This window comes from Microbacterium sp. UBA1097 (assembly GCF_002313585.1).
Taxonomy (GTDB): Bacteria; Actinomycetota; Actinomycetes; order Actinomycetales; family Microbacteriaceae; genus Microbacterium.
The window spans coordinates 65,723-85,214 of the sequence record NZ_DCBW01000012.1; the positions used below are offsets into that span (position 1 = coordinate 65,723).

General features: G+C 68.1%; 16 protein-coding genes, 3 tRNA genes and 1 pseudogene. 7 read left to right on the forward strand and 13 right to left on the reverse strand.

Annotation, left to right across the window (positions count from 1 at the left end):
- The first annotated feature begins 46 nt into the window (after positions 1 to 46).
- Complete coding sequence (locus B4F19_RS03180; RefSeq protein ID WP_228177921.1) at positions 47 to 1,246, forward strand: pyridoxal phosphate-dependent aminotransferase; 1,200 nt, start codon at positions 47 to 49, stop codon at positions 1,244 to 1,246.
- 17 nt (positions 1,247 to 1,263) lie between these two features.
- Here B4F19_RS03180 and B4F19_RS03185 read toward each other — a convergent pair whose 3' ends face one another.
- From B4F19_RS03185 to B4F19_RS03200, 4 genes are read right to left on the reverse strand one after another with little or no spacing between them, the layout of a single operon-like run.
- The gene (locus tag B4F19_RS03185) at positions 1,264 to 2,415 is read right to left on the reverse strand and encodes a UDP-N-acetylmuramate dehydrogenase (protein ID WP_228177920.1); all 1,152 of its coding nucleotides are present in this window, start codon (positions 2,413 to 2,415) and stop codon (positions 1,264 to 1,266) included.
- Positions 2,415 to 2,840, reverse strand: a complete 426-nt coding sequence (locus tag B4F19_RS03190; protein WP_292730011.1) for a MaoC/PaaZ C-terminal domain-containing protein — start codon at positions 2,838 to 2,840, stop codon at positions 2,415 to 2,417. Before B4F19_RS03190 ends, B4F19_RS03185 begins: the two co-directional genes overlap by 1 nt.
- Entirely contained in the window at positions 2,837 to 3,286 is a 450-nt protein-coding gene (locus tag B4F19_RS03195; protein WP_292732781.1) for an FAS1-like dehydratase domain-containing protein, read from the reverse strand. The genes B4F19_RS03190 and B4F19_RS03195 overlap by 4 nt, the downstream gene beginning before the upstream one ends.
- Positions 3,287 to 3,332: 46 nt before the next feature.
- On the reverse strand, positions 3,333 to 4,520 hold the full coding sequence (locus tag B4F19_RS03200; protein ID WP_292730006.1) for a polysaccharide pyruvyl transferase family protein: 1,188 nt from the start codon (positions 4,518 to 4,520) through the stop codon (positions 3,333 to 3,335).
- A 151-nt stretch (positions 4,521 to 4,671) separates the two neighbouring features.
- On the opposite strand from B4F19_RS03200, the gene B4F19_RS03205 reads away from it, so the two are divergent.
- The 3 genes and pseudogenes from B4F19_RS03205 to B4F19_RS15865 form a co-directional block, all read left to right on the forward strand.
- Entirely contained in the window at positions 4,672 to 6,825 is a 2,154-nt protein-coding gene (locus tag B4F19_RS03205) for a glycosyltransferase (RefSeq protein ID WP_292732783.1), read from the forward strand.
- On the forward strand, positions 6,822 to 8,114 hold the full coding sequence (locus tag B4F19_RS03210; RefSeq protein ID WP_292732785.1) for a glycosyltransferase: 1,293 nt from the start codon (positions 6,822 to 6,824) through the stop codon (positions 8,112 to 8,114). Before B4F19_RS03205 ends, B4F19_RS03210 begins: the two co-directional genes overlap by 4 nt.
- Positions 8,115 to 8,148: 34 nt before the next feature.
- Positions 8,149 to 8,721, forward strand: a pseudogene (locus B4F19_RS15865) (aldo/keto reductase); the annotation flags it as partial.
- A gap of 51 nt (positions 8,722 to 8,772) precedes the next feature.
- Here B4F19_RS15865 and B4F19_RS03215 read toward each other — a convergent pair.
- Positions 8,773 to 9,468, reverse strand: coding sequence for a hypothetical protein (locus B4F19_RS03215; protein WP_292726816.1), 696 nt, complete (start codon positions 9,466 to 9,468; stop codon positions 8,773 to 8,775).
- A gap of 31 nt (positions 9,469 to 9,499) precedes the next feature.
- Between B4F19_RS03215 and B4F19_RS03220 the strand changes: the two genes are divergently transcribed.
- Positions 9,500 to 12,373 carry an aminotransferase gene (locus tag B4F19_RS03220; protein WP_292732787.1) on the forward strand — a complete coding sequence of 958 codons (2,874 nt, stop codon included), beginning with the start codon at positions 9,500 to 9,502 and terminating at the stop codon, positions 12,371 to 12,373.
- A 16-nt stretch (positions 12,374 to 12,389) separates the two neighbouring features.
- Here the strand turns inward: B4F19_RS03220 and B4F19_RS03225 are convergent, their stop codons facing one another.
- The 3 genes from B4F19_RS03225 to B4F19_RS03235 form a co-directional block, all read right to left on the reverse strand.
- A complete protein-coding gene (locus B4F19_RS03225; protein ID WP_228177916.1) occupies positions 12,390 to 13,187 on the reverse strand; it encodes a sulfite exporter TauE/SafE family protein in 798 nt (265 codons plus the stop codon).
- A gap of 83 nt (positions 13,188 to 13,270) precedes the next feature.
- A complete protein-coding gene (locus B4F19_RS03230) occupies positions 13,271 to 14,032 on the reverse strand; it encodes a DUF2510 domain-containing protein (RefSeq protein WP_292726818.1) in 762 nt (253 codons plus the stop codon).
- 59 nt (positions 14,033 to 14,091) lie between these two features.
- A complete protein-coding gene (locus tag B4F19_RS03235; RefSeq protein ID WP_228177914.1) occupies positions 14,092 to 14,457 on the reverse strand; it encodes a hypothetical protein in 366 nt (121 codons plus the stop codon).
- Between the two features lie 264 nt (positions 14,458 to 14,721).
- Here B4F19_RS03235 and B4F19_RS03240 point away from each other — a divergent pair, with 264 nt between their 5' ends.
- Positions 14,722 to 15,309: a Dps family protein gene (locus tag B4F19_RS03240; RefSeq protein ID WP_292732789.1), complete on the forward strand. Its 588-nt coding sequence runs from the start codon at positions 14,722 to 14,724 to the stop codon at positions 15,307 to 15,309.
- Between the two features lie 60 nt (positions 15,310 to 15,369).
- Here B4F19_RS03240 and B4F19_RS03245 read toward each other — a convergent pair.
- The 5 genes from B4F19_RS03245 to B4F19_RS03265 form a co-directional block, all read right to left on the reverse strand.
- A tRNA-Met gene (locus tag B4F19_RS03245) sits at positions 15,370 to 15,443 on the reverse strand.
- Between the two features lie 35 nt (positions 15,444 to 15,478).
- Positions 15,479 to 15,550: transfer RNA gene (locus B4F19_RS03250), tRNA-Thr, on the reverse strand.
- A 73-nt stretch (positions 15,551 to 15,623) separates the two neighbouring features.
- The gene (locus tag B4F19_RS03255; RefSeq protein ID WP_228177912.1) at positions 15,624 to 16,739 is read right to left on the reverse strand and encodes a M23 family metallopeptidase; all 1,116 of its coding nucleotides are present in this window, start codon (positions 16,737 to 16,739) and stop codon (positions 15,624 to 15,626) included.
- A 583-nt stretch (positions 16,740 to 17,322) separates the two neighbouring features.
- On the reverse strand, positions 17,323 to 18,123 hold the full coding sequence (locus tag B4F19_RS03260; RefSeq protein ID WP_228177911.1) for an inositol monophosphatase family protein: 801 nt from the start codon (positions 18,121 to 18,123) through the stop codon (positions 17,323 to 17,325).
- A gap of 20 nt (positions 18,124 to 18,143) precedes the next feature.
- Positions 18,144 to 19,208 (reverse strand): hypothetical protein, encoded by a 1,065-nt coding sequence (locus B4F19_RS03265; protein WP_292732792.1) that lies wholly within the window; start codon positions 19,206 to 19,208, stop codon positions 18,144 to 18,146.
- Between the two features lie 196 nt (positions 19,209 to 19,404).
- On the opposite strand from B4F19_RS03265, the gene B4F19_RS03270 reads away from it, so the two are divergent.
- Positions 19,405 to 19,486, forward strand: a tRNA-Tyr gene (locus tag B4F19_RS03270).
- The last annotated feature ends 6 nt before the right edge of the window (positions 19,487 to 19,492 follow it).

Genomic DNA, 19,492 nt, shown 5'->3' on the forward strand with positions numbered 1-19,492 from the left:
CGCCTCTGTGCTGACGGTCAGGTCGACGCCGACTACGCTTTTGACCGTGACCGAACGTGCTCCCCTGTCTCGCAAACTGTCCGCCATCGCCGAGTCCGCGACCCTCAAGGTCGATGCGAAGGCGAAGGCGCTGCAGGCTGCAGGGCGGCCGGTGATCAGCTACGCCGCGGGAGAGCCGGATTTCGCGACGCCGCAGTTCGTCGTGGATGCCGCAGCCAAAGCGCTGAAGGACGCCAAGAACTTCCGCTATACGCCGGCTGCCGGCCTCCCGGACCTGCGTGAGGCGATCGCAGAGAAGACCCGCCGCGACTCGGGGCTGGAGGTCGCGGCATCCGAGGTGATCGTGACCAACGGCGGCAAGCAGGCCGTCTACCAGGCCTTCCAGGCTGTCGTGAACCCGGGCGATGAGGTGCTCCTCCCGGCGCCGTACTGGACCACGTACCCCGAAGCGATCCAGCTCGCTGACGGCATCCCGGTCGAGGTGTTCGCCGGGGCCGACCAGGACTACAAGGTAACTGTCGAGCAGCTCGAAGCGGCACGTACCGACCGCACGACAACGCTCGTGTTCGTCTCGCCGTCCAACCCCACCGGTGCCGTGTACACCGAGGAGGAGACCCGCGCGATCGGCGAATGGGCCCTTGAGCACGGCATTTGGGTCATCACCGATGAGATCTATCAGCACCTCGTCTATGACGGGGCCACGGCGGTCTCGATCGTGCGGGCAGTGCCGGAGCTTGCGGGGCAGACGATCCTCGTGAACGGCGTCGCGAAGACGTATGCCATGACGGGATGGCGTGTGGGGTGGATGACGGGGCCCGCCGACGCGATGAAGCTGGCGGCGAACCTGCAGTCGCACCTGACGAGCAACGTCAACAACATCGCGCAGCGGGCGGCGGTCGCAGCTCTCACCGGGCCCCAGGATGAAGCCGAGCGGATGCGGCAAGCCTTCGACCGTCGTCGTCGTGTGATCGTCGAGGAGCTGGCCAAGATCCCCGGTGTCACCGTTCCGACGCCCCTCGGCGCGTTCTACGCGTATCCCGACGTGCAGGGTCTGCTCGGGCGCGAGTGGCGCGGTAAGCGCGTCGAGACGTCGCTGGAGCTCGCTGATCTCATCCTCGATGAGATCGAAGTCGCCGTTGTTCCCGGCGAGGCTTTCGGCCCGAGCGGGTACCTTCGCATGTCGTACGCACTCGGCGATGACGCACTGCTGGAGGGCGTGCGGCGGATGCAGGGCCTGTTCTCCTAGAGCCCGGCCCGAGCCCCCTACAGGTCGACGCCGACGAGCACCGGTTCGGGCTGCAGGATCAGTCCGAACTCGGCCTGAACCCGCCCCTGGATGAAGCGAGCGAGCTCGGCGATCTCCTCCGCTGTCGCGCCGGCGTGATTGGTCAGCGCGAGCGCGTGCTTGCTCGAGAGCGCCGCCCGCGAACGCGGCAGATGGAAGCCCTTGCGGATGCCGGAGTGTTCGATGAGCCACGCGGCGCTGACCTTGACATCCGGCTCCTCGACCTCGGTGGGGGGGATGTACCCGTCGAACGTGTCGAGCGGAATGATCCGAACCGGCTCTGAGGTCGCGTCGGCGCCGTCGGGGCGAACCGGCCACCGTGGGCACTCTGCGGGCAGGCTTCGGGCGAAGGATGCCGAGACCACGGCGTTCTGGAAGAACGAACCGGCGCTGTAGGTGTCGGGATCGGCGTCATCAAGCACCATTCCCTTGCGGGCGCGGGTGGCGAGGACGTGATCGCGCACCCACTGCAGCGTGACCGCGTCATCTTCTGCAAGACCCAGCGCCTGCCGAAGCTGGGCGCCCCGCAGCCGCCGGGGAGCAGGACCCACCTCGAGCAGGTCGAGAGTGACGGACAGGATGACCGCACGTCGAAGGGGCTCGGAGCCGTGGTGGTGCTTGAGGACCGACGTGCGGAAGCCGAGTCCCAGTTCGGCGGCGGGAACCGTCGACACCTCGCCAGTGCTCTCGTCGATCAGTTCGACCTCGACGAGCGTCTGAATGATCTCCTGACCGTATGCACCGACGTTCTGCACGGGAGCTGCGCCGACGGTGCCCGGGATGCCTGACATCGCGGCGATCCCCGACAGCCCCTCGGCCACCGTGTAGGCGACGAGGTCATCCCAGTCGTGCCCGGCCTGGATGCGAAGCCGCGCCACCTGCGGCGCGGGCGCGGGCAAACGCTCGATCCCGCGGGTCAGGATGCGGATCACGGTGCCCTCAAAGGGTTCGTCACTCACGAACAGGTTCGACCCGCCGCCGAGGACGAACCAGGGCTCCCCCGTCGCCCACGTGTCTCGCAGCGCCGCGACGAGTTCGTCCCGGTCGTGGGCATCCCACATCCGGGCGGGTTCGCCGCCGGTGCGCAGTGTGGTCAGGCTCGACAGCGGCCTGGGTGCGGTCTCAGGCATCAGCCTCGGCGTGCGCGCAGGCGGGCCTTGCCCAGCACGGCAGTGTCGGCGGCGGTCACGCTCAGATCGATGGTCACGAACTCCTCGTCGAGCGCGAGGACCTTCCCCTGCACGGTGACGTCGGCGCCGGCATCCGGGTCGACGACCACGGGCCGCGTGAACCGCACGCCGTAGTCGAGGATGCGGCCGGCATCGCCGAGCCAGGGGACAACGGTCTCGGCTGCCAGGCCCATCGTCAGCATCCCGTGGGCGAGCACACCGGGAAGGCCGACGGATGCCGCGATGTCATCGCGGTAGTGGATGGGGTTGAAGTCGCCGGATGCTCCCGCGTAGCGCACCAGTGATTCGCGGGTGAGGTGCACCGTGCGCTCAGCGACGATGTCACCGACGGCAAGTTCGGCGGAGTCGATCGTGTGCGCGCTCATTCCTCGTCCCCTCCCACCAGCAGCACGGAGGTCGCCGTGACGACGTGAGCGTCATCGGCATCCGTGATGGTGGCTTCGCTCGTGACCATCGCTCCCTTGCCGAACGGGCGCACCTGGGTGATCGCCAGCGTCGCGACCAGTTCGTCGCCCGCGACGATGGGACGACTGTAGGCGAAGCGCTGCTCGGCGTGGATGAGTCGGTGCAACTCGATGCCGGAGTCGGGCTCGGCGAGCAGCTGCTGCAGCGTGAGGTCTTGAATGACCATCGCGAAGGTCGGCGGGGCGACGACATCGGCATAGCCCAGGGCCTGAGCGGCGTCGGGGTCGGTGTGCTGCGGGTCATCGGCGAACACCGCTCTCGCGAACTCCCGGACCTTCTCTCGTCCCACCAGATACGGGGCGGTCGGCGGGAAGTCCCGCCCGACCAGTTCAGGGTTCACAGGCACCAGCCCATCCTACCGAGGGGCCGACGCGGCCTCCTCGGGACGGAGGTCAGCTGCGGCCGGCTGCTGCGACGCGGTCCCACCACTGCCCGGATGCCGCCCGCAATCGGGGCAGTCGCGCCGCTGCCTCGTCGCGTATCGCGTCGGCGTTCGCCGCGATCGTTTCGAGCAGGCGTGGCGCGTCAGGCAGCTCGTCCAGGTCGAGCACGCCGGTCTGGCCCCAGTGTCCGAGGGCTCCCCCGAGCTTGATGCGCGTATACCGATCGGCCGACAGCGCGAGCACCGGCGTGCCGGCCGGAGTCGCGAACACGGCTGGGTGGTACCGGCCGGTGATGAGAAGCTCAGCGCGACGCACGAGTGCCGCAGCATCGCGTGAGGTGCCCGTTGGGACGACGGCGGAGGGCTGCGACATCCGCTGCCTGATCCTCTCGTGCAGCCCGGCATCACCCCGCGCGGGAGCGGCGGGATCGACCGCACCGAAGTGGGCGTGGAACGAGACCGGTCCAACAGCAAGCGCGGCGGCATCCGCCAGGTCCGCGACGCGCTGCTCGACCTCATCGGCCGGTCGCCCCGCAAACCAGCCCGACAGACTGACGACGACTCCGCCGCGCGGCGCCGACGCACCGGCCTCCCCGGCTTCGCCGAGGCCGAGGAAGGACGCGTCGTCGACGTTCAGTGTCGCGCTCAGACCCCAGGAGTCGACGAGGGCCGCCGTATCAGGCTCTCGGACGCCGACGAGAACGGCCTCGCGCAGCATCCGTGCCACGACGGCGTCATCGGGTGCGTCGAGGTCGGGACCGAGAGTCTGGCCCGTGACCACGACCGGCACACCCCTCAGCCGGGCAAGGCGCGCCAGGGTGGCGCGCTCGAACACGTGGCTGTGCCAGCGGGTCGCGAGGTTCCCGCCGCCGGCGTTGACAAGCATCTGTGCCCCGTCGAGCGCCGCGAAGACCTCGGCCGCCGGGTCGTCCGGTGACAGTTCCGCAGTGCCCGCAGCTACCGCGATGAGGTGGTCGGCGCGCCGGGAGGCCTCGGCGCGATCGAGCCCCGCAAACCCGAGCCGCGGCACTGCTGGAATGCCGTATCGCGCCGCGGTCTCGTCGGGATTCGAGCTCACCCCGACGGGCGACAGGCCGCGCTGAGCGAGCTCGCCCACCGCGGCCTCGAACATCGCCTCGTCGCCGATATGGAACATGCCATCGAGCACGCCGACGTCACCGATGATGAGAACAGACACGGGTTTCTCCAGCAATGCCAAGACGAGGGAAGACGCCACGGATCCGCGGCGTTGTCAACCCTACGGCTGACAGGGGAGCGCCGGTCACCCGGGGGCAGTACGATCACCGTGTCCGGGTGGCGGTGCCGGGACGTGCCGAGAAAGGACCGCCATGGGGATTCAAGCAGCGATGGACCGGGTGACCGGTGCCGCGACGATCGTCGAGGCGTTGCGCGCCGCTGACGACCTGGCGTTCGAGGCCGGCCGCGATCCGGGGGTGCGAACGCTCCGCGTGCTTTCTGCGGCTCTCTCGGGCGACGACGACATCGCCGCGATCGCGGCGGTGCACGCCCTGTCTGAGATGTTCGACGAACAGGCTGCCGCGCGCCTGGTCTCACTGTTGGACGATCCGCGCCCCTACATCCACGAACACGCTGCCTGGGCGCTCGGCCAGGGGCTGCCGCGATTCTCGGCGCTCGCCCGCTTGATCGCCCTGGTAGAGCGCGGTGGATTCACCGGAATGCTCGCGCAGCGCACGCTCGAGAAGTGGTCGGTCGCCGCGGGAGATGTGCTGGCGGTCGCGCTGGAGTCGGTGCTGGCCGTATCGGCTCAGTCGACGGATGCTGCAGGCCGGGCACGCCTGGTCGAGACGCTCGGACTCGTGCGCCAGTCGTCCGCGACGCGCACACTGCTGACCATTGCCCGCACCGACACAGAAGCCGTGGAGGTGCGCGAGGCCGCCGTCGCGGCGCTGGGTCAGCGCTCCGGCGAGCCGGGGGTGCGGCGTGCGCTCGAGGATCTCGTCGCTGCCGACGGACCCCTGTCTGACCACGCACGGTTGGCTGTCATCGACCTTGAGCCGGCTCTCGCTCACACCACGCGCGACACCTCGAGCGGACTCACCGTTGCCCAGCTCTTCCTGCACGCCGACATCGACCCGTCGCTGAGCGCCGCCGGGGCCGGGGATAACGGCGGGATCGCCACCCTCCTGGTGAGGCTCGGCGATGCTCTCACTCACGAGCCGGGCACCGTCGAACGCGTCCTGACCCTCTCGCGCGGCTCGATCTCGCAGGCGACAACTGACCTCCTCGATGTCGCCTCCCAGAGCAGCGGGCACGTCTACGGCCATGTCCCACTGGCGCCTCACCCCACTCCGTCTGCTGCAGCATGGCCCCTGCGCGTGCGGGCCCGGCGCGGCATCCGTCGCCTCCTTCGCGCGGCCGGTCACATCGACGTGCTGCACCTCCGGATGGCCGACGTCGGGTCACTCGCCGCAGCCGACGTCGCACGCGAGCTCGGCATCCCCACCGTCTTCACCCTCGCACCCGATCCGCACGGGGTCATCCAGTCGCTCGACCGGTCAGGCACCCTGACGCGTGAAAACTTCGGCCAGACCGACCTCGCCGAGCACTTCTGGTTCCGCACGAGTCTCGTGCGTTCGCTCGCGGGCTCCGCCTCGCACAGCGTGCTGTTCCCGCGCCAGAACCTTGCCGACGACATGCGCTCCCTCGTCGGTGTCGACATCGACAGTGTCCCCGAACGACACACGATCGTCGCGGAGGGTGTCGACCTGGAGGTCGTCGATCGAGCTGTCGCGCTCGTGTCGGCGGGGGCGACGGATGCCGATCCCGCACTGCGCGAGCTTGCTTATCTGGTCGGCGGGTTGGCGCCGGATCGACGCGATCTTCCGCTGATCGTCAGCGTCGGCCGGATGCACCGCGTCAAGGGGATGGCCACGCTCGCCGAAACCTGGGCGGGCAGCGCTCTCAGCGAGCGCGCGAATCTGCTCATCATCGGCGGCGACCTCGAGAACCCCTCGCTGGATGAGCGGGAGCAGCTCGATCGCATCGAGCTCGCGGTTCCCTCCGCCGAGCGCGCGACGCGCGGCCTCATCCTCGCCGGGCACCGCCCGAATGACATTGCCGCCCGGTGGGTAGCTGCGGCACGGTTGGGGATCCCGGGCCGAGTGTCCGGGCAGGGCGTGTACGTGTGCGCGAGCATCAAAGAGGAGTTCGGTATCGCCCTGTTGGAGGCTCTCGCGACGGGAATGGTCGTCGTCGCTCCCGACGGAGGCGGGCCGGCCACCTATGTCGCCGACCAGGACACCGGGTTCCTCACCGCCACCTGGGACACCCTGGCGCTCAAGGAAGCGACGCACCGAGCCCTGGACCGCGCTGCACTGGCTGACCCCGCGATCGCCGAGCGAGCCCGAACGATGGTCGCCGAGCGGTTCACGATCCAGGCCATGGCGGCAGCGCTCGCGCCGGTGTACCGGAGGGTCGCCGAACAGGAGGCCGAGCTCGTGCGAGCGGCAGGAGCGGCATGACCCTGCTGGTCATCAGCCCCGACTACGCCTCGCACCTGCTTCCGTTGGCGACGCTCGCGACAGCGTGGCAACGGCGCGGCGCCGAGGTCGTGGTGGCGACGGGTCCCGCGACCGATCCGATCGTGCAACAGTTCGGGTACCGGCGGGTAGATCTGCCGCTCGGCCGCGGTGCGAATGCGGGGATCATCCGCACGGCGCAGCAGCAGGCCGAGGAGGCAGCGTCGCTGGAGGGCTTCTTCGAGTCCACCCGGCGCGGCATGATCCCTACGCTCCTCTATCAGGCTCGGGAGCGCCTCACCGACCTGATGTGGCAACCCGAGGATCGCGCCCGCGCGACCCTCGCCGTGATCGAGGATGTCTCTCCCGACGAAATCCTTGTCGACCACCTGGCCTTCAGCGCACGGCTCGCGCTACACACCGCAGGCATCCCCTACGGGGATGTCGTGCTCGGGCATCCGAGCGCACTCCCGATCGCGGGCGAGGTGTACGGCTTCCCGCCCGCGTGGCCGGCCGCCTTCACTCCGGACCCCGATGACCTCCGCACGCTCCAGGATGTCTGCATCGAGGTTTCCGAAGGGTTCACAGCGCAGTGGAACGATGTCGCCCAGCGCCTGGATCCGAGATCGCGCGGCGTCGAGGACGCGTTCGCCACCCACGGCGAGCGCGTGCTCTACAACTATCCCGGTGAGCTCGCCCGCACCGACGGACGGGCGCTGCCCCCGCACGTCTTTCTGGGTTCCACCCGGCGCGCTGAGCCCGCCGACGATGAAGTCGGTGCGTGGCTCGGCGTCGACGAGCCGTTCGTGTACGTCAGCTTCGGCAGCTTCCTGTCCGTGCGCGGCGACGTGCTCGCGCGTGTTGCCGAGGCGCTGCGCCGCGTTGGCGTCCGCGCGGCCATATCGACCGGGGCGACTGACCCGGCAGAACTCGGCTGGATTCCGCCGAGCTGGCTGGTGCGCGAGTACCTTCCGCAGGTGCGGCTGCTCGATCACGCCGCCGCTGCCGTCACCCACGGCGGCAACAACTCGGTTACAGAGGGCGCGGGGGCTGGGGTGCCGCTTCTCGTGCTGCCGTTCTCGACCGACCAGTTCGCGGGGGCAGCGGCAATCGAGCGCGAGGACATCGGACGGGCCCTCGATCCGAATGCGGCAAGCGTCGACGATCTCGAGGCTGCTCTCTCGGCCCTCCTGGACCCGGCCTGGGCGGGTCGGGCAACACTCACCGCGATCCGGGCCGACCAACTCTCCGACCCGGGTCCGGAGCGGGCATACCGGACGCTCACCGCTTGACCTGGAGCGCGCTCCAGGTCAGAGCATGGGTCGCATGAACAACGAAACGACGGTGGCCCGACTGATTCTGGGCACGATGTCCTACGGAACGACGATCGATCAGGATCGCGCGTTCGCCCTGATGGATCGATTCGTGGCGGCGGGCGGGGTGTGGCTCGATACTGCCGACTGCTACGCGTTCTGGGATGACCCCAGCGGTGTCGGAGGGGCAAGCGAGCGGGTAATCGGACGGTGGCTGCGTGCGAACGACGGCATCCGCGAGAGAGTGAGCATCGCAACCAAGGTTCGGCAGAATCCGCTCGTGCCGCACCGGTGGCCAGAGTCCGCAGAAGGCCTCTCGGCGCACGCGATCGTCACCGCGATGGCAGGCAGCCTTGACAGGCTGGGAGTGGAATCGGTCGACCTGCTGTGGGCGCACGCGGAGGATCGCAGCGTTCCGCTCGCCGAAACGGTGGCAGCGTTCGGAGACCTCGTCTCCAGCGGGACGGTGGGACGCGTTGGTGCCGCCAATCATGCATCGTGGCGCGTGGAGAAAGCGCGCGCTGCGGCTCACGGGTTGAGAGTCGAGCCATGGTCGGCCGTTCAGCTTCGCCATTCGCTGATCCAGCCGAGGCCCGATGCGTCGCTGCCCAACGCAGGTGATGCCGCGAACGCGCGCCTAATCCGAGAGGCCGACGAGCGCTGCCATGGCGGCGCGGTCGCCCGCGGCATCCCGGTATTGCTGCATCCGCGCGGCGTTGGCGTCGTAGCCGGCGCCGGCACGGACTTCGCCGACGTGGTGAAGCGCGTAGACGCGACCTTCGTGGCGGCGCGGCGGCTCGCCGAGCAGCGTCTGATGGGCAAGGTTCCACGCTGCATCCTCGAACCCCCACCCGCGGAACCCGGCATCCTGGCCCCCGTGCCGCGCCCAGGTGCGGGGTGTCGCAATGTACACGCCCGAGCAGGCACCCGAAACGAACTGCTCGACGGTGCACTCCGGCAGCGGCACCCCGCGCGCGTAGTCGGCGGAGCCCGTCGCTCCGAGCCAGCGGTACTCCGTGTAGGGAAGGTGCACCACGCCGCTCGTCGCTGCCGCTGCGATCGCCTCTCGCACCGGACCCACTTCGGGAATGGTGTCGGCATCACCGATCACGACGACCTCGTCCGGCGCTGCATCCGCCATCGCCTGATTGCGGCACGCGGCCAGGACGAACGGGACGTCGCCGGTGTCGACGGTGGTCAACGGGATCTCCGGGAGGTTCTCGCGGTACCACGCAGCCACGCGCTCAAACGCGTCAATGCGCGACGGCGCCGGACGCCACGGCAGCACGATTCGCGCGGGGGGCAGAACGTCGTCGGGAGTGAGAGAATCCACTCCACCATCATGGGGCCGCCAAGGAGACGCCATGCCCGAACTGTTCAACTACTTCGACCACGTCGAACTGCCGACTCCGACGCTCAGCACCGACGAGGTCGAGAAGCTGTGCGAGCTCGTCTTCGGCATCGACGTCGTAGCGAACCCCCTCGGAAGCCAGCAGGACCAGAACTTCCGCCTCTTCCCGCGAGGCTCCGACGCACCGTTCGGTGTGCTCAAGCTCAGCAACCCGGTCTTCAGCGAGACCGAGATCCGGATGCAGGATGCGGCAACGGATGCTGTCGCGGTGGCCGATCCCACGCTGCGGGTGCCTCGCGTGCTCTCGGGCCCCCGGGGCGCACTGTGGGCCTGGTGGGACAGCTCACAGGGGCGAATTCACGCTCGAGTGCTCGAGAACATCGCCGGCCACACCCTGACCGGGTCGCGCTACCTTCCCCCCGCGGTCATCGAACGACTCGGAGACCTTGCGGGCCGGGTGAGCGCAGCGCTGGAGAGCTTCGAGCATCCCGCGAGCGGACGCATCCTCCAATGGGATCTGCGCCATGCACGCAGAGTCATCGACGCCCTGCTGCCTGATGAACCGGACGCCGAGGTTCGCGCCGCGATAGAACGGGCAGTTTGCGGGGCCGTTGCTGCGCTCGACCCGATCGTGCCCCACCTCCCGATGCAGGCGGGGCACTTCGACATCACGGACGACAACGTCCTGCGCGGCTACGGCGAACTCCTCCCCGATGCCGTGATCGACTTCGGGGACGTGATGCGCTCGTGGCGGGTCGCGGAGATAGCCGTGACGGCATCCTCCGTGCTGCACCACGACGGTGCCGATCCGACATCAGTCATCCCCGCGATCCGCGCCTTCCACGCGCGGCGCCACCTCACCGACGAGGAGATCACGGCGCTGTGGCCCCTGGTCGTCCTACGCGGGGCGACTCTCGTGCTGAGCGGACGCGCGCAGGTTCGCCTCGACGACGCCAACGAGTACGCCGCTGATGCGCTTGATCGCGAGCGCCGCATCTTCGATGTCGCGACGTCGGTGCCGGCATCCGTCATGACTGCCGCGATCCGCAGCGCGCTGGAACCCGGCCGCGCCGCGCCGACCCGGACGTGGGAGGGTGCGCCCCTCTTCACTCTCCCGGCCGAGGTTGTCGTGCTCGATGCCGGCACGGTCTCACCCCTCAACGATCGGGGCGCGTGGCTCGATCCGGAGGAGCTCGACCGGGCGGCGCTGAGCACCCTGGATGCCGGTGCAGGTGCGGTCGTCGTGCCAGCGTGGCATCCGGTGCTGAGCGGAGCGCCGCCGCGAACCCCTGCTGAGCCGGCGACCATCCCCACCGGCACGACGCTCTGGCTCGCCGAGCCGCCCACGCTCGGTCGAGACGATGGCGAATGGACACGCGACGCCGGGACCGTCACGTGGCGATGCGGCGACGAGGTTGTCACGATCACCGGGATTCCCGACGGCACGGATGCTGTGCTTCCCGCGCGCACACGCCTGTTCGTGCAGCGCCACGCGGCGGGCGACGAGCCGCCACCTCCCCGGGTCACGGCGCGCCTCGCCGCAGCCTGGCGGGACGTCACGGGCGAGGTCTCCGACGCGCTCGGGCTGGCTCCACCGGTTGCGCGCGGCGACGACACTCTCGCGCGTCGCCGCGGAGTCCTGGCGGCGGTTCAGGAGCACTACTACGACGCGCCGCCGCGGATCGAGCGCGGATGGCGGGAGTATCTGATCGACGTCGACGGTCGGGTCTACCTCGACATGGTCAACAACGTCGCCTCGGTGGGCCATGCGCATCCCCACGTCGCGGATGCCGCGACCCGACAGCTGAACCTGCTCAACACGAACTCGCGCTTCCACTACGGCGTGATCACCGAGTACGCCGAGCGCATCGTCGAGACCCTGCCCGATGAGCTCGACACGGTGTTCTTCGTCAACTCCGGTTCAGAGGCAGCAGATCTTGCTCTTCGACTGGCGATGGCATCCACAGGCCGCACTGACATCGTCGCGATGCGTGAGGCCTACCACGGGTGGACCTTCGCGAGCGATGCCGTGTCGACCTCGATCGCCGACAACCCGAACGCGCTGGCGACGCGCCCGGAGTGGGTGCACACCGTCGCTGCCGCAAACTCTTACCGCGGCACGTACCGCGGCGCGGACGCGCAGCGGTACGCCCCCGAGGCCGTGGCGGAGATCGACCGGCTCGCAGCATCCGGGCGCGCTCCAGCCGGGCTTATCTGCGAGAGCTTCTTCGGCAACGCCGGCGGCGTCGCGCTACCGCCGGGGTATCTCGCACAGGTCTATGAAGCGATTCGCCGCCACGGTGGCGTGGCCATCGCCGACGAGGTGCAGGTGGGCTTCGGCCGGCTCGGCGAATGGTTCTGGGGATTCGAGCAGCAGGGGGTCGTGCCCGACATCGTTGCGGTCGCCAAGTCGATCGGCGCTGGCCACCCCATCGGCGCCGTCATCACCCGTCGCGAGATCGCCGATCGGTACCGCACTCAGGGGTACTTCTTCTCCTCAACGGGCGGCTCGCCGGTGTCGGCGGCGATCGGTCTGGCTGTTCTGGATGTCATCGATCAGGAGGGTCTGCAACACAACGCGCGCGTCGTCGGAACTCATCTGAAGCGGCGTCTGGAAGCGCTGGCTGAGAACCATCCCCTCGTGGGAGCGGTGCATGGCGCCGGCCTGTACCTCGGCGTCGAGTTCGTGCGCGACCGCGTCACCCTGGAGCCGGCGACCGAAGAGACCGCGGCAATCTGCGACAGGCTGCTGACGCTCGGGGTGATCATGCAGCCCACCGGTGACTACCAGAACGTGCTGAAGATCAAGCCGCCGCTGTGCGTGTCACTGGAGTCGGTTGACTACTTCGTCGATTCGCTCGATCGGGTTCTCAGCACCGGCTGGTGACGCGCGGCACCGGCCCTCAGGAACCGGAGCGCTGAGCACGAATCGCCCGAAGCGCCATCTGCACGGCTATGAAGGCGATGAAGATCGAGAACAGCACGTTGCCGACGAACGGGTCGACCAGCGTCGCGATCCAGGCGCCGAGAGCCGTTGTCGTGCACGCCGCGATGCCGATGGCAATGGCTGCCGGGAGATCGACGTTCTTGCGCCGAAGGTTTCCGACGGTGCCCGATAGCGCCGTGGGGATCATCATGAGCAGCGACGTGCCCTTGGCTTCGAGGTCGCTCGCACCGAACAGGATCATGAGAACCGGAACCACCACGATGCCCCCGCCGACGCCGAGAAGCCCCGCCAGGATGCCGGTGATCAGGCCCAGCACGATCAGGCCGACGACCGACAGAATCGTGTATTCGATCCCAGCATCCCGCGACGGAATGACCAGGTAGAGGCTGATGATCACGAGGACCAAGAACCCGACGAAGCCCCAGCGCAGCACCGGAAGAGGAAGTCGGTGCAGCAGCCACGTGCCGATCTGAGCACCGATGATCGCCCCGGCGGCGAGGATGATCGCCGCGACCCACGCCACGGAGCCAGTCGTCGCGTAGGAGATCACGCCCACTGTCGCGGTCGGGACGATTGCTGCCAGTGATGTACCCGCGGCGAGGCGCTGGTTGAAGCCGAGGAAGAACACGAGAGCCGGCACGATCACGGTGCCCCCGCCCACACCGAACAGACCCGACAGCAGGCCAGCAGCCAGACCCACCAGAATCGCGACGATGTAGAAACGCGCGGTGCGCGGCTGGGGTGTCGTGGTCATGTGCTCGCTCTCGTCGGCGCCGGAACGCCGGCCGTGCCAGCCTACTCGTCCGAGACAGACACTCCGACGCGGCGTGGAGAGCCCTACTCCACGCTCACGAGGTCGTAGACCGCCCAACCATCGTCATCCGGAACCAGCGTGTATTCGTACTCGACGACCTGCTGCACGCCCGGTTCGATCGGGTTTCCGTCTTGGTCGAAGTGAGCGACATAGCTTTCTTGCGTTGCGACGGTGTACTCGTAGCCCGGGCCACGGATGCCGGTCACAACGATCTCGTAGTCCGAGTACCACTCGGTGAAGGCCTCGGACTGACCGGCGAACGTCGCGCAATCCTTGATCTGCACGATTTCGCGCAGGCGCTCGGTCGTGACGCCGAGGAAGAGGTCGCAGTCCGCGGTTTGCCAGGCCTCATCGAACTGGTAGACGGCCTCGACGGCGCCGCGTTCATCGTCGTTCGTCGGTTCGACGGCCGCCGGTGCGCTCACTCGACCGAATCCGAGGATTGCGAGCGGGATGAGAACCGCGGCGAGAACTACCGCAACGAGCATCGCAACACCGACGATCACCCAGATGATCCAGGTTCGGCTGCGCTGGGGGGCGGTGGCTGCAACGAAGATTCCCGACGGGGCATCCTGCGCCACGGGAACACCATCGGACGCAGCGGTGTCGCCGGTCGCTTCTGGTGACTGCGAGGACGTCTCCGGTGCGGGCGTCGTGCGGGGACGCTGCCACGGGTCGGGCATCCCCTGTGGGTGCGGCTGCACATGCTCGGTCCATTGCTGACCGTCCCACCACCGCAAGGCGCCGTGGCCGTCGTCATACCAGCCGGGGGCAATCGCCGACATCCGCTCTCGTTCCTCGTCGTTCCGGGCTCGCCTTCACTCTATGCGCGCGGACCTCGGGCTCAGAAGCTCGCGACATAGTCTCCAGTGCTGAAGCCACCGGTGATCAGCCACAGCGGCACCAGAACCGTAATCAGGGAGAGGACCAGCGACACGATCGACCACGCGAGCACACGACGTGCGCGGATGTCCAGAATCAGCGCGATGACGGCAAGGACGAGGGCGATCGCCCCCACGATGATCGAGAAAGGCATTGTCACGATTAGCAGCCACCAGATCGTCGCCATCTCGGGGAGGAACCCGATGAGCAAGATCGCAAGCGAAGGCGCAAGGGCGATGAAGGCGACGACGAACGCGATGATTCCGAGAATGGGGATGCGGCGGGCAGTCGGTGCGGGCGGCGATGCCGGCGAAACGGATGCGGTCACGAGCGCAGTCTAGGGTGCCGTTGCCGGTTCCGCACCCGCGCTCCGGGCAATCCCGCGAGTGCGGCAGATTCGTGCAGCTGGCGCGATCCCAACCCCACGGATGCGGCAGATTCGTGCATCCGCTGCGCATAAATGCGCCGCAGCTCCACATTTCCGCCGCAATCGCTCACCGGCTAGCACCCGACGGCGCGGCTGACAAGGGGCGGGCGGCCGCGACCGAGGTTGGTTACAGTCCCGTTCGACGGAACGTCGAAAGGAACACAGATGGCAACGCAGTCCGACACCGCGACCAAGACGAAGACCTCGGCATCCGGAGCGCCGCGCAATGCGCGAAAGGCAGCGAAGGGTGGCGCTGGAGCCAAACTCACCGACGAGCAGAACGCCGAGAGCGGCTTCCAGGCGTCGAAGCAGCTGAGCGAGAACCTGCAGCGAGTGCTCGTCGACCTTCTCGAGCTGTCGCTCCAGGGCAAGCAAGCGCACTGGAACGTCGTGGGCCGCAACTTCCGCGACACCCACCTGCAGCTCGACGAGATCATCGACGCGGCTCGTAGCCTCTCGGATGTCGTCGCCGAACGTATGCGTGCACTTCACGCTCTACCCGACGGGCGCAGCGACACGATCGCCGAAACCACTTCGCTTCCCGAGTTCCCCCACGGCGAGGTCGACACGAACGAGGTTGTCGACCTGATCACCGAGCGTCTCGAGGCCGTCGTAGCGACCTGCCGCGAGGTGCACGACGAGGTCGACGACGAAGACCCCACGAGCGCCGACATCCTGCACGAGGTTCTCGGTCAGATGGAACAGTTCGCCTGGATGGTCAGCGCCGAGCGCCGCACCCCCCAGGGCCGCTGACTCGGCGGAACACCTCAACCTCGAACGACGAAAGAGGCCCACAAGGGGCCTCTTTCGTCGTAGCAGGAGCGGGGCTCGAACCCGCGACCTCACGATTATGAGTCGTGCGCTCTCACCAACTGAGCTACCCTGCCGCACGGCATCCGTCGGTCACGAGATGGATGCTGCGAGCCCCGAGTCAGGATTGAACTGACGACCCCTTCCTTACCATGGAAGTGCTCTGCCACTGAGCTATCGGGGCGAAGCCCGGCGCGCGGGCAACTAGAAGAGAATATCAGAGCGCTGTCGTCGGAGAGAATCCGCTCCTGTGGTGATTACTGGTTGACGACAGCGGGGGCATCGGGCACGGTCACGACCGTCGATGCCACGTTGTGGGCCGCCAGCCAGGCCATCGGCTCTGTCGGGGTCTTGCCGTTCAGTAGAACTTCGAAGTGCAGGTGCGGACCCGTCGAGCGACCCGTGGTACCCACGGCTCCGACGACGTCGCCGAGCTTGATGACCTGACCCGGCTGAACGCGGAGCGAGCCGTACTGCATGTGCGCATAGTTCGTGGAAATAAGCTCGCCGTCCACGATGCTGTCGATGACGACGCGGACGCCGTAGGCACCTCCGGCCTCGGTAGCGATACGGACGATACCGTCGGCGACAGCGTGGATCTCAGCGCCCTGCCCACCGGGCGCGAAGTCGACTCCCTCGTGCATCCGGCCCCACCGCATGCCGTACGGAGAGCTGATCGGAACTCCGACCGTGAAGGGGTACTGCACGGCAGCCGCGGCGTTGTTTACGTACGTCGACGCGATCTCTCGCACGCCAGCCTCGACCGCGAGCTCAGCCATGGACACAGCCGAATAGCCTTCCTCACGGCTGAGAGCAGTGGTGGATGCTTCGGCTGGCGCAACGTACGCCTGAATGTCCTCTTCGGGCGTCGCGGTCGGTTCGACGTCGGCCAGCGCGACGATAGAGGCTGTGGGGCCTTCGCCGCCGCCGGCAGCTGCGACAGCCTCAACAGGCGTGGTCATGCCGACGGCGAGCAGTCCGACGATGCCCATGACGCCGACCGAGAACGATGTGGTTGCGAGCTTGCGCACGGATCCGAGGCGGGGACGACGGCGAGCCACATGATCGGGCTCAACGGCCTCGGACTCATCTGCGGGCGACGAATCCGCTGCCGCTGACGTCTCCCGCGCAAGCGTAGGTGTCTCCCCCGTAGCGCCGAACGTGCGCACGACTTCGTCGAAGAGGTCACCGTTGCCGCCGGCCGCCGGCGCAGCCGACTCATCGGCGAACGAGGGCTGCTCCGCAGCGGCCTGGTCGGACACTTCCGCTACCGTCGCGCCATCGTTGCCAGAAATGGCGGTGTCAGCATCGACAGAAGCGGGCGCTGCTGCAGCTTCCTCGGGAACGTCGCCGACCGAGACGAATCCGATCACCGCGTCAGATTCGACCGGCTCGGAAACCGGAGAGCTGGGGACGGCGCTAGCACGGCGCGCGCGACGTGTCAGCGGCGCGGCCGGCACAGTGACCTCCGCAGCGGCGGTCGCCTGCTCAGTCGGGCGGGGAGAATCGAGTCCGGCACCCGAAAGGGCGTCAGCTTCGGCATCCGTCAGCGGAACGTTGTGCGGCCTCGACCGCAGTCCTGCCGGCCTCGGAGCGAGCGAACCGGTCGACGTGTCGGGGCCCGCGGCTGTGGCTTGTGGATCGACTCGGCGTCCGCGGCGCAGGTCTGCGCGAGAAGAGCCCGATGCCTCCGACGCCTGCACAGGCGTGGGGGTTGTGCGACTGGAGCGGCGCGTTGGCGCTGCGTCAGGCGCAGGAATATCGGGGGTCACGGATCTCGCTCTCGGTCGTTCGGGTACGACGCGGGTGTTTCGAATGGTTCTCACCCTGCTCCGCGCGGATTTCACCGGTGCGCAAAGAAGGTAACGATACGGTAAACGCTACCTGCTCCCACCTGAGAAAGCCATGGGCGGCGCCCATTCTGCGGATTCCACAGTGGTATCCGCAGATCCGTTGTCAGGGTTGCGCGAGTGTAGACAGGCGCTCGAAGATCCCGGGAATCGCGGCGATCACCAGAACGCGACCGGTGTCGTCCGCCGGAAAAAGCTCGAAGCGTCCGCCAGCTTCGGTCACGATCAGGGCCGCCGCGGCGTGGTCCCAAGGCTTGAGCCCCCGCTCGAAGTATCCGTCGACCCGGCCGGCCGCTACCGAGCAGAGATCGATGGATGCCGCACCCATGCGGCGAATATCGCGAGCGATCGGCATCACGCGGGCAACGCGGCCCAGATCGCCCGCGTGGGTGGCGGGGTCGTACCCGAAACCCGTCGCCAGCAACGCGCCGGCGTCGGAAGCATCAGCCTCGACATGGAGCCGCCGCTCATCCAACCACGCCCCCGCGCCCCGGGCCGCGTGGAACATCTCATCCAGCGACGGCACGTACACGGCCGCGGCGAGAGCCGTCCACGACTCCGGGGCAGCGCTGCCTTGCACTGCTGCGATGCTCACGGCGTAGAACGGGATGCCGTACGCGTAATTGACGGTGCCGTCGATCGGGTCGACGACCCACGTGACGCCGCTGGATCCCGGGTCGGCTTCAGACTCCTCACCGAGAAAACCGTCAGCCGGTCGAAGCGCTCGCAGCCGCGAGCGGATCAGCGCTTCGACCTCGCGGTCGGCTTCCGTGACGATGTCGGCGAGGGCGGACTTGGTGGCCGCGATCGAGACGCCCTCGCTACGTCGCTGTCGCGCCAGATCTCCCGCTTCGCGAGCGAGGCCTACAGCGATGCTTTCAAGTTCTCGCGGGTCGGGGTGGTTCACCTCTTCACGCTAGCGCCCGATCACGATTGCCGCGGCGGGTCCGCAGAGTCGTCGGCGGGTCCATCCGCGGCCGACTCCGCCACAGCGTCGGAACTCGTGTCCGAATCGACCGGCACCGAAGATTCGGGGGCAGCGTCAGCGGCCGTCGACGCGGATGGTTCGGCTTCGGGAGTCGGCGCAGCAGCGCTCGGCGCGGGGGTCGGTGAGACCGGCGCGAAGATCTGAGCGCCGGGCGTAGGGCGCCCCGTGTAGTAGGCGTTCCAGTCGGGCGAACCATCGGGCAGCATCGGCAGGGGCGTGACGCCGTCGATGTACATCGGCCACGGAAGCAACTCTTGTTGAGTGCGCGCTGGCGCAGCGGGCGCGGGCGCCACCGAAGCAGCCGGCACCCCGCCCATCGGCCGGGGAGCGAAGAGCAGATTGAGCAGGGGCACCAGTGCCGTGCCGACCGCGGCGAGAATCACGACCGCCACGACCACGCGCCAGTAGAACTCCGTGAAGTAGATCCAGTCGCTGAAGACCAGGGGCGTCAGCAGCAGCAGTGCAAGCACCGCGACCAGCCCGACCGTGACGGGAGCAAGGATGCGGTTCACGGGCGTGATCTGACGCAACGCAGCCCGCAGGAAGAACCGCGCGTGGAGCAGAGCGAGCTGAAGCACGAGGACCACGAGGAGGAAGCGGAGGAACCGTTCGGGGCCGACGAAACCCCATTCGTAGAACGACCACGGCTCGGGCATCCAGATCAGGATGATTCCCGCAAGCAGTGCGACGACCCAGGTCGCGATGCTGGCGATGGCGAACCACGCCGGACGGCGCGGCGCGAGCCGAGCTTCCATGATCGCGATACCGGCGAAACCGGCGAACAGCAGCACGGTTACGAATGCGCGGAAGATGGAACCGGCCTGCGGGCCGACAAGCACCCAGACGACGCAGATGAGGGCCGCTGCGACGAGCGCGCCGACTGCGACCCAGATCGCCGCCCGGGCATAGGGCGACCGCGCAGCGAAGGATTGGTCGGGGGTTTCGGCAGCTGGCGGCGGCGACGGAACGTGCGGCGCTGGGGCGTCAGGCGACGGCGTGGTCATGAATCCTCCCGAGGATCGATGTCGCTGTCATCCTCGCACGCGAACCTCAGATCGAAACCCCCAATTCGCCTCAGTTGTGGACGCGCTGGCTGAGGGCGAGGGTTGGGAGGGGCACGATTTCTGAGAGCCCGTCACTCGCTGTAATATTGCTAGTCGCGCCTCCGGTCGACTGTACAAGCTGGGCGGGTGCGCACTTGGCAGGTTACCCAAGCGGCCAAAGGGATCTGACTGTAAATCAGCCGGCATAGCCTTCGGGGGTTCGAATCCCTCACCTGCCACTCATT

Bases quoted from the DNA above. Each gene is read 5' to 3' on its own strand.
- B4F19_RS03185 (WP_228177920.1), bottom strand. From the start codon at position 2,415: ATGCCTGAGACCGCACCCAGGCCGCTGTCGAGCCTGACCACACTGCGC.
- B4F19_RS03190 (WP_292730011.1), bottom strand. From the start codon at position 2,840: ATGAGCGCGCACACGATCGACTCCGCCGAACTTGCCGTCGGTGACATC.
- B4F19_RS03205 (WP_292732783.1), top strand. From the start codon at position 4,672: ATGGGGATTCAAGCAGCGATGGACCGGGTGACCGGTGCCGCGACGATC.
- B4F19_RS03210 (WP_292732785.1), top strand. From the start codon at position 6,822: ATGACCCTGCTGGTCATCAGCCCCGACTACGCCTCGCACCTGCTTCCG.
- B4F19_RS03220 (WP_292732787.1), top strand. From the start codon at position 9,500: ATGCCCGAACTGTTCAACTACTTCGACCACGTCGAACTGCCGACTCCG.
- B4F19_RS03225 (WP_228177916.1), bottom strand. From the start codon at position 13,187: ATGACCACGACACCCCAGCCGCGCACCGCGCGTTTCTACATCGTCGCG.
- B4F19_RS03230 (WP_292726818.1), bottom strand. From the start codon at position 14,032: ATGTCGGCGATTGCCCCCGGCTGGTATGACGACGGCCACGGCGCCTTG.
- B4F19_RS03240 (WP_292732789.1), top strand. From the start codon at position 14,722: ATGGCAACGCAGTCCGACACCGCGACCAAGACGAAGACCTCGGCATCC.
- B4F19_RS03265 (WP_292732792.1), bottom strand. From the start codon at position 19,208: ATGACCACGCCGTCGCCTGACGCCCCAGCGCCGCACGTTCCGTCGCCG.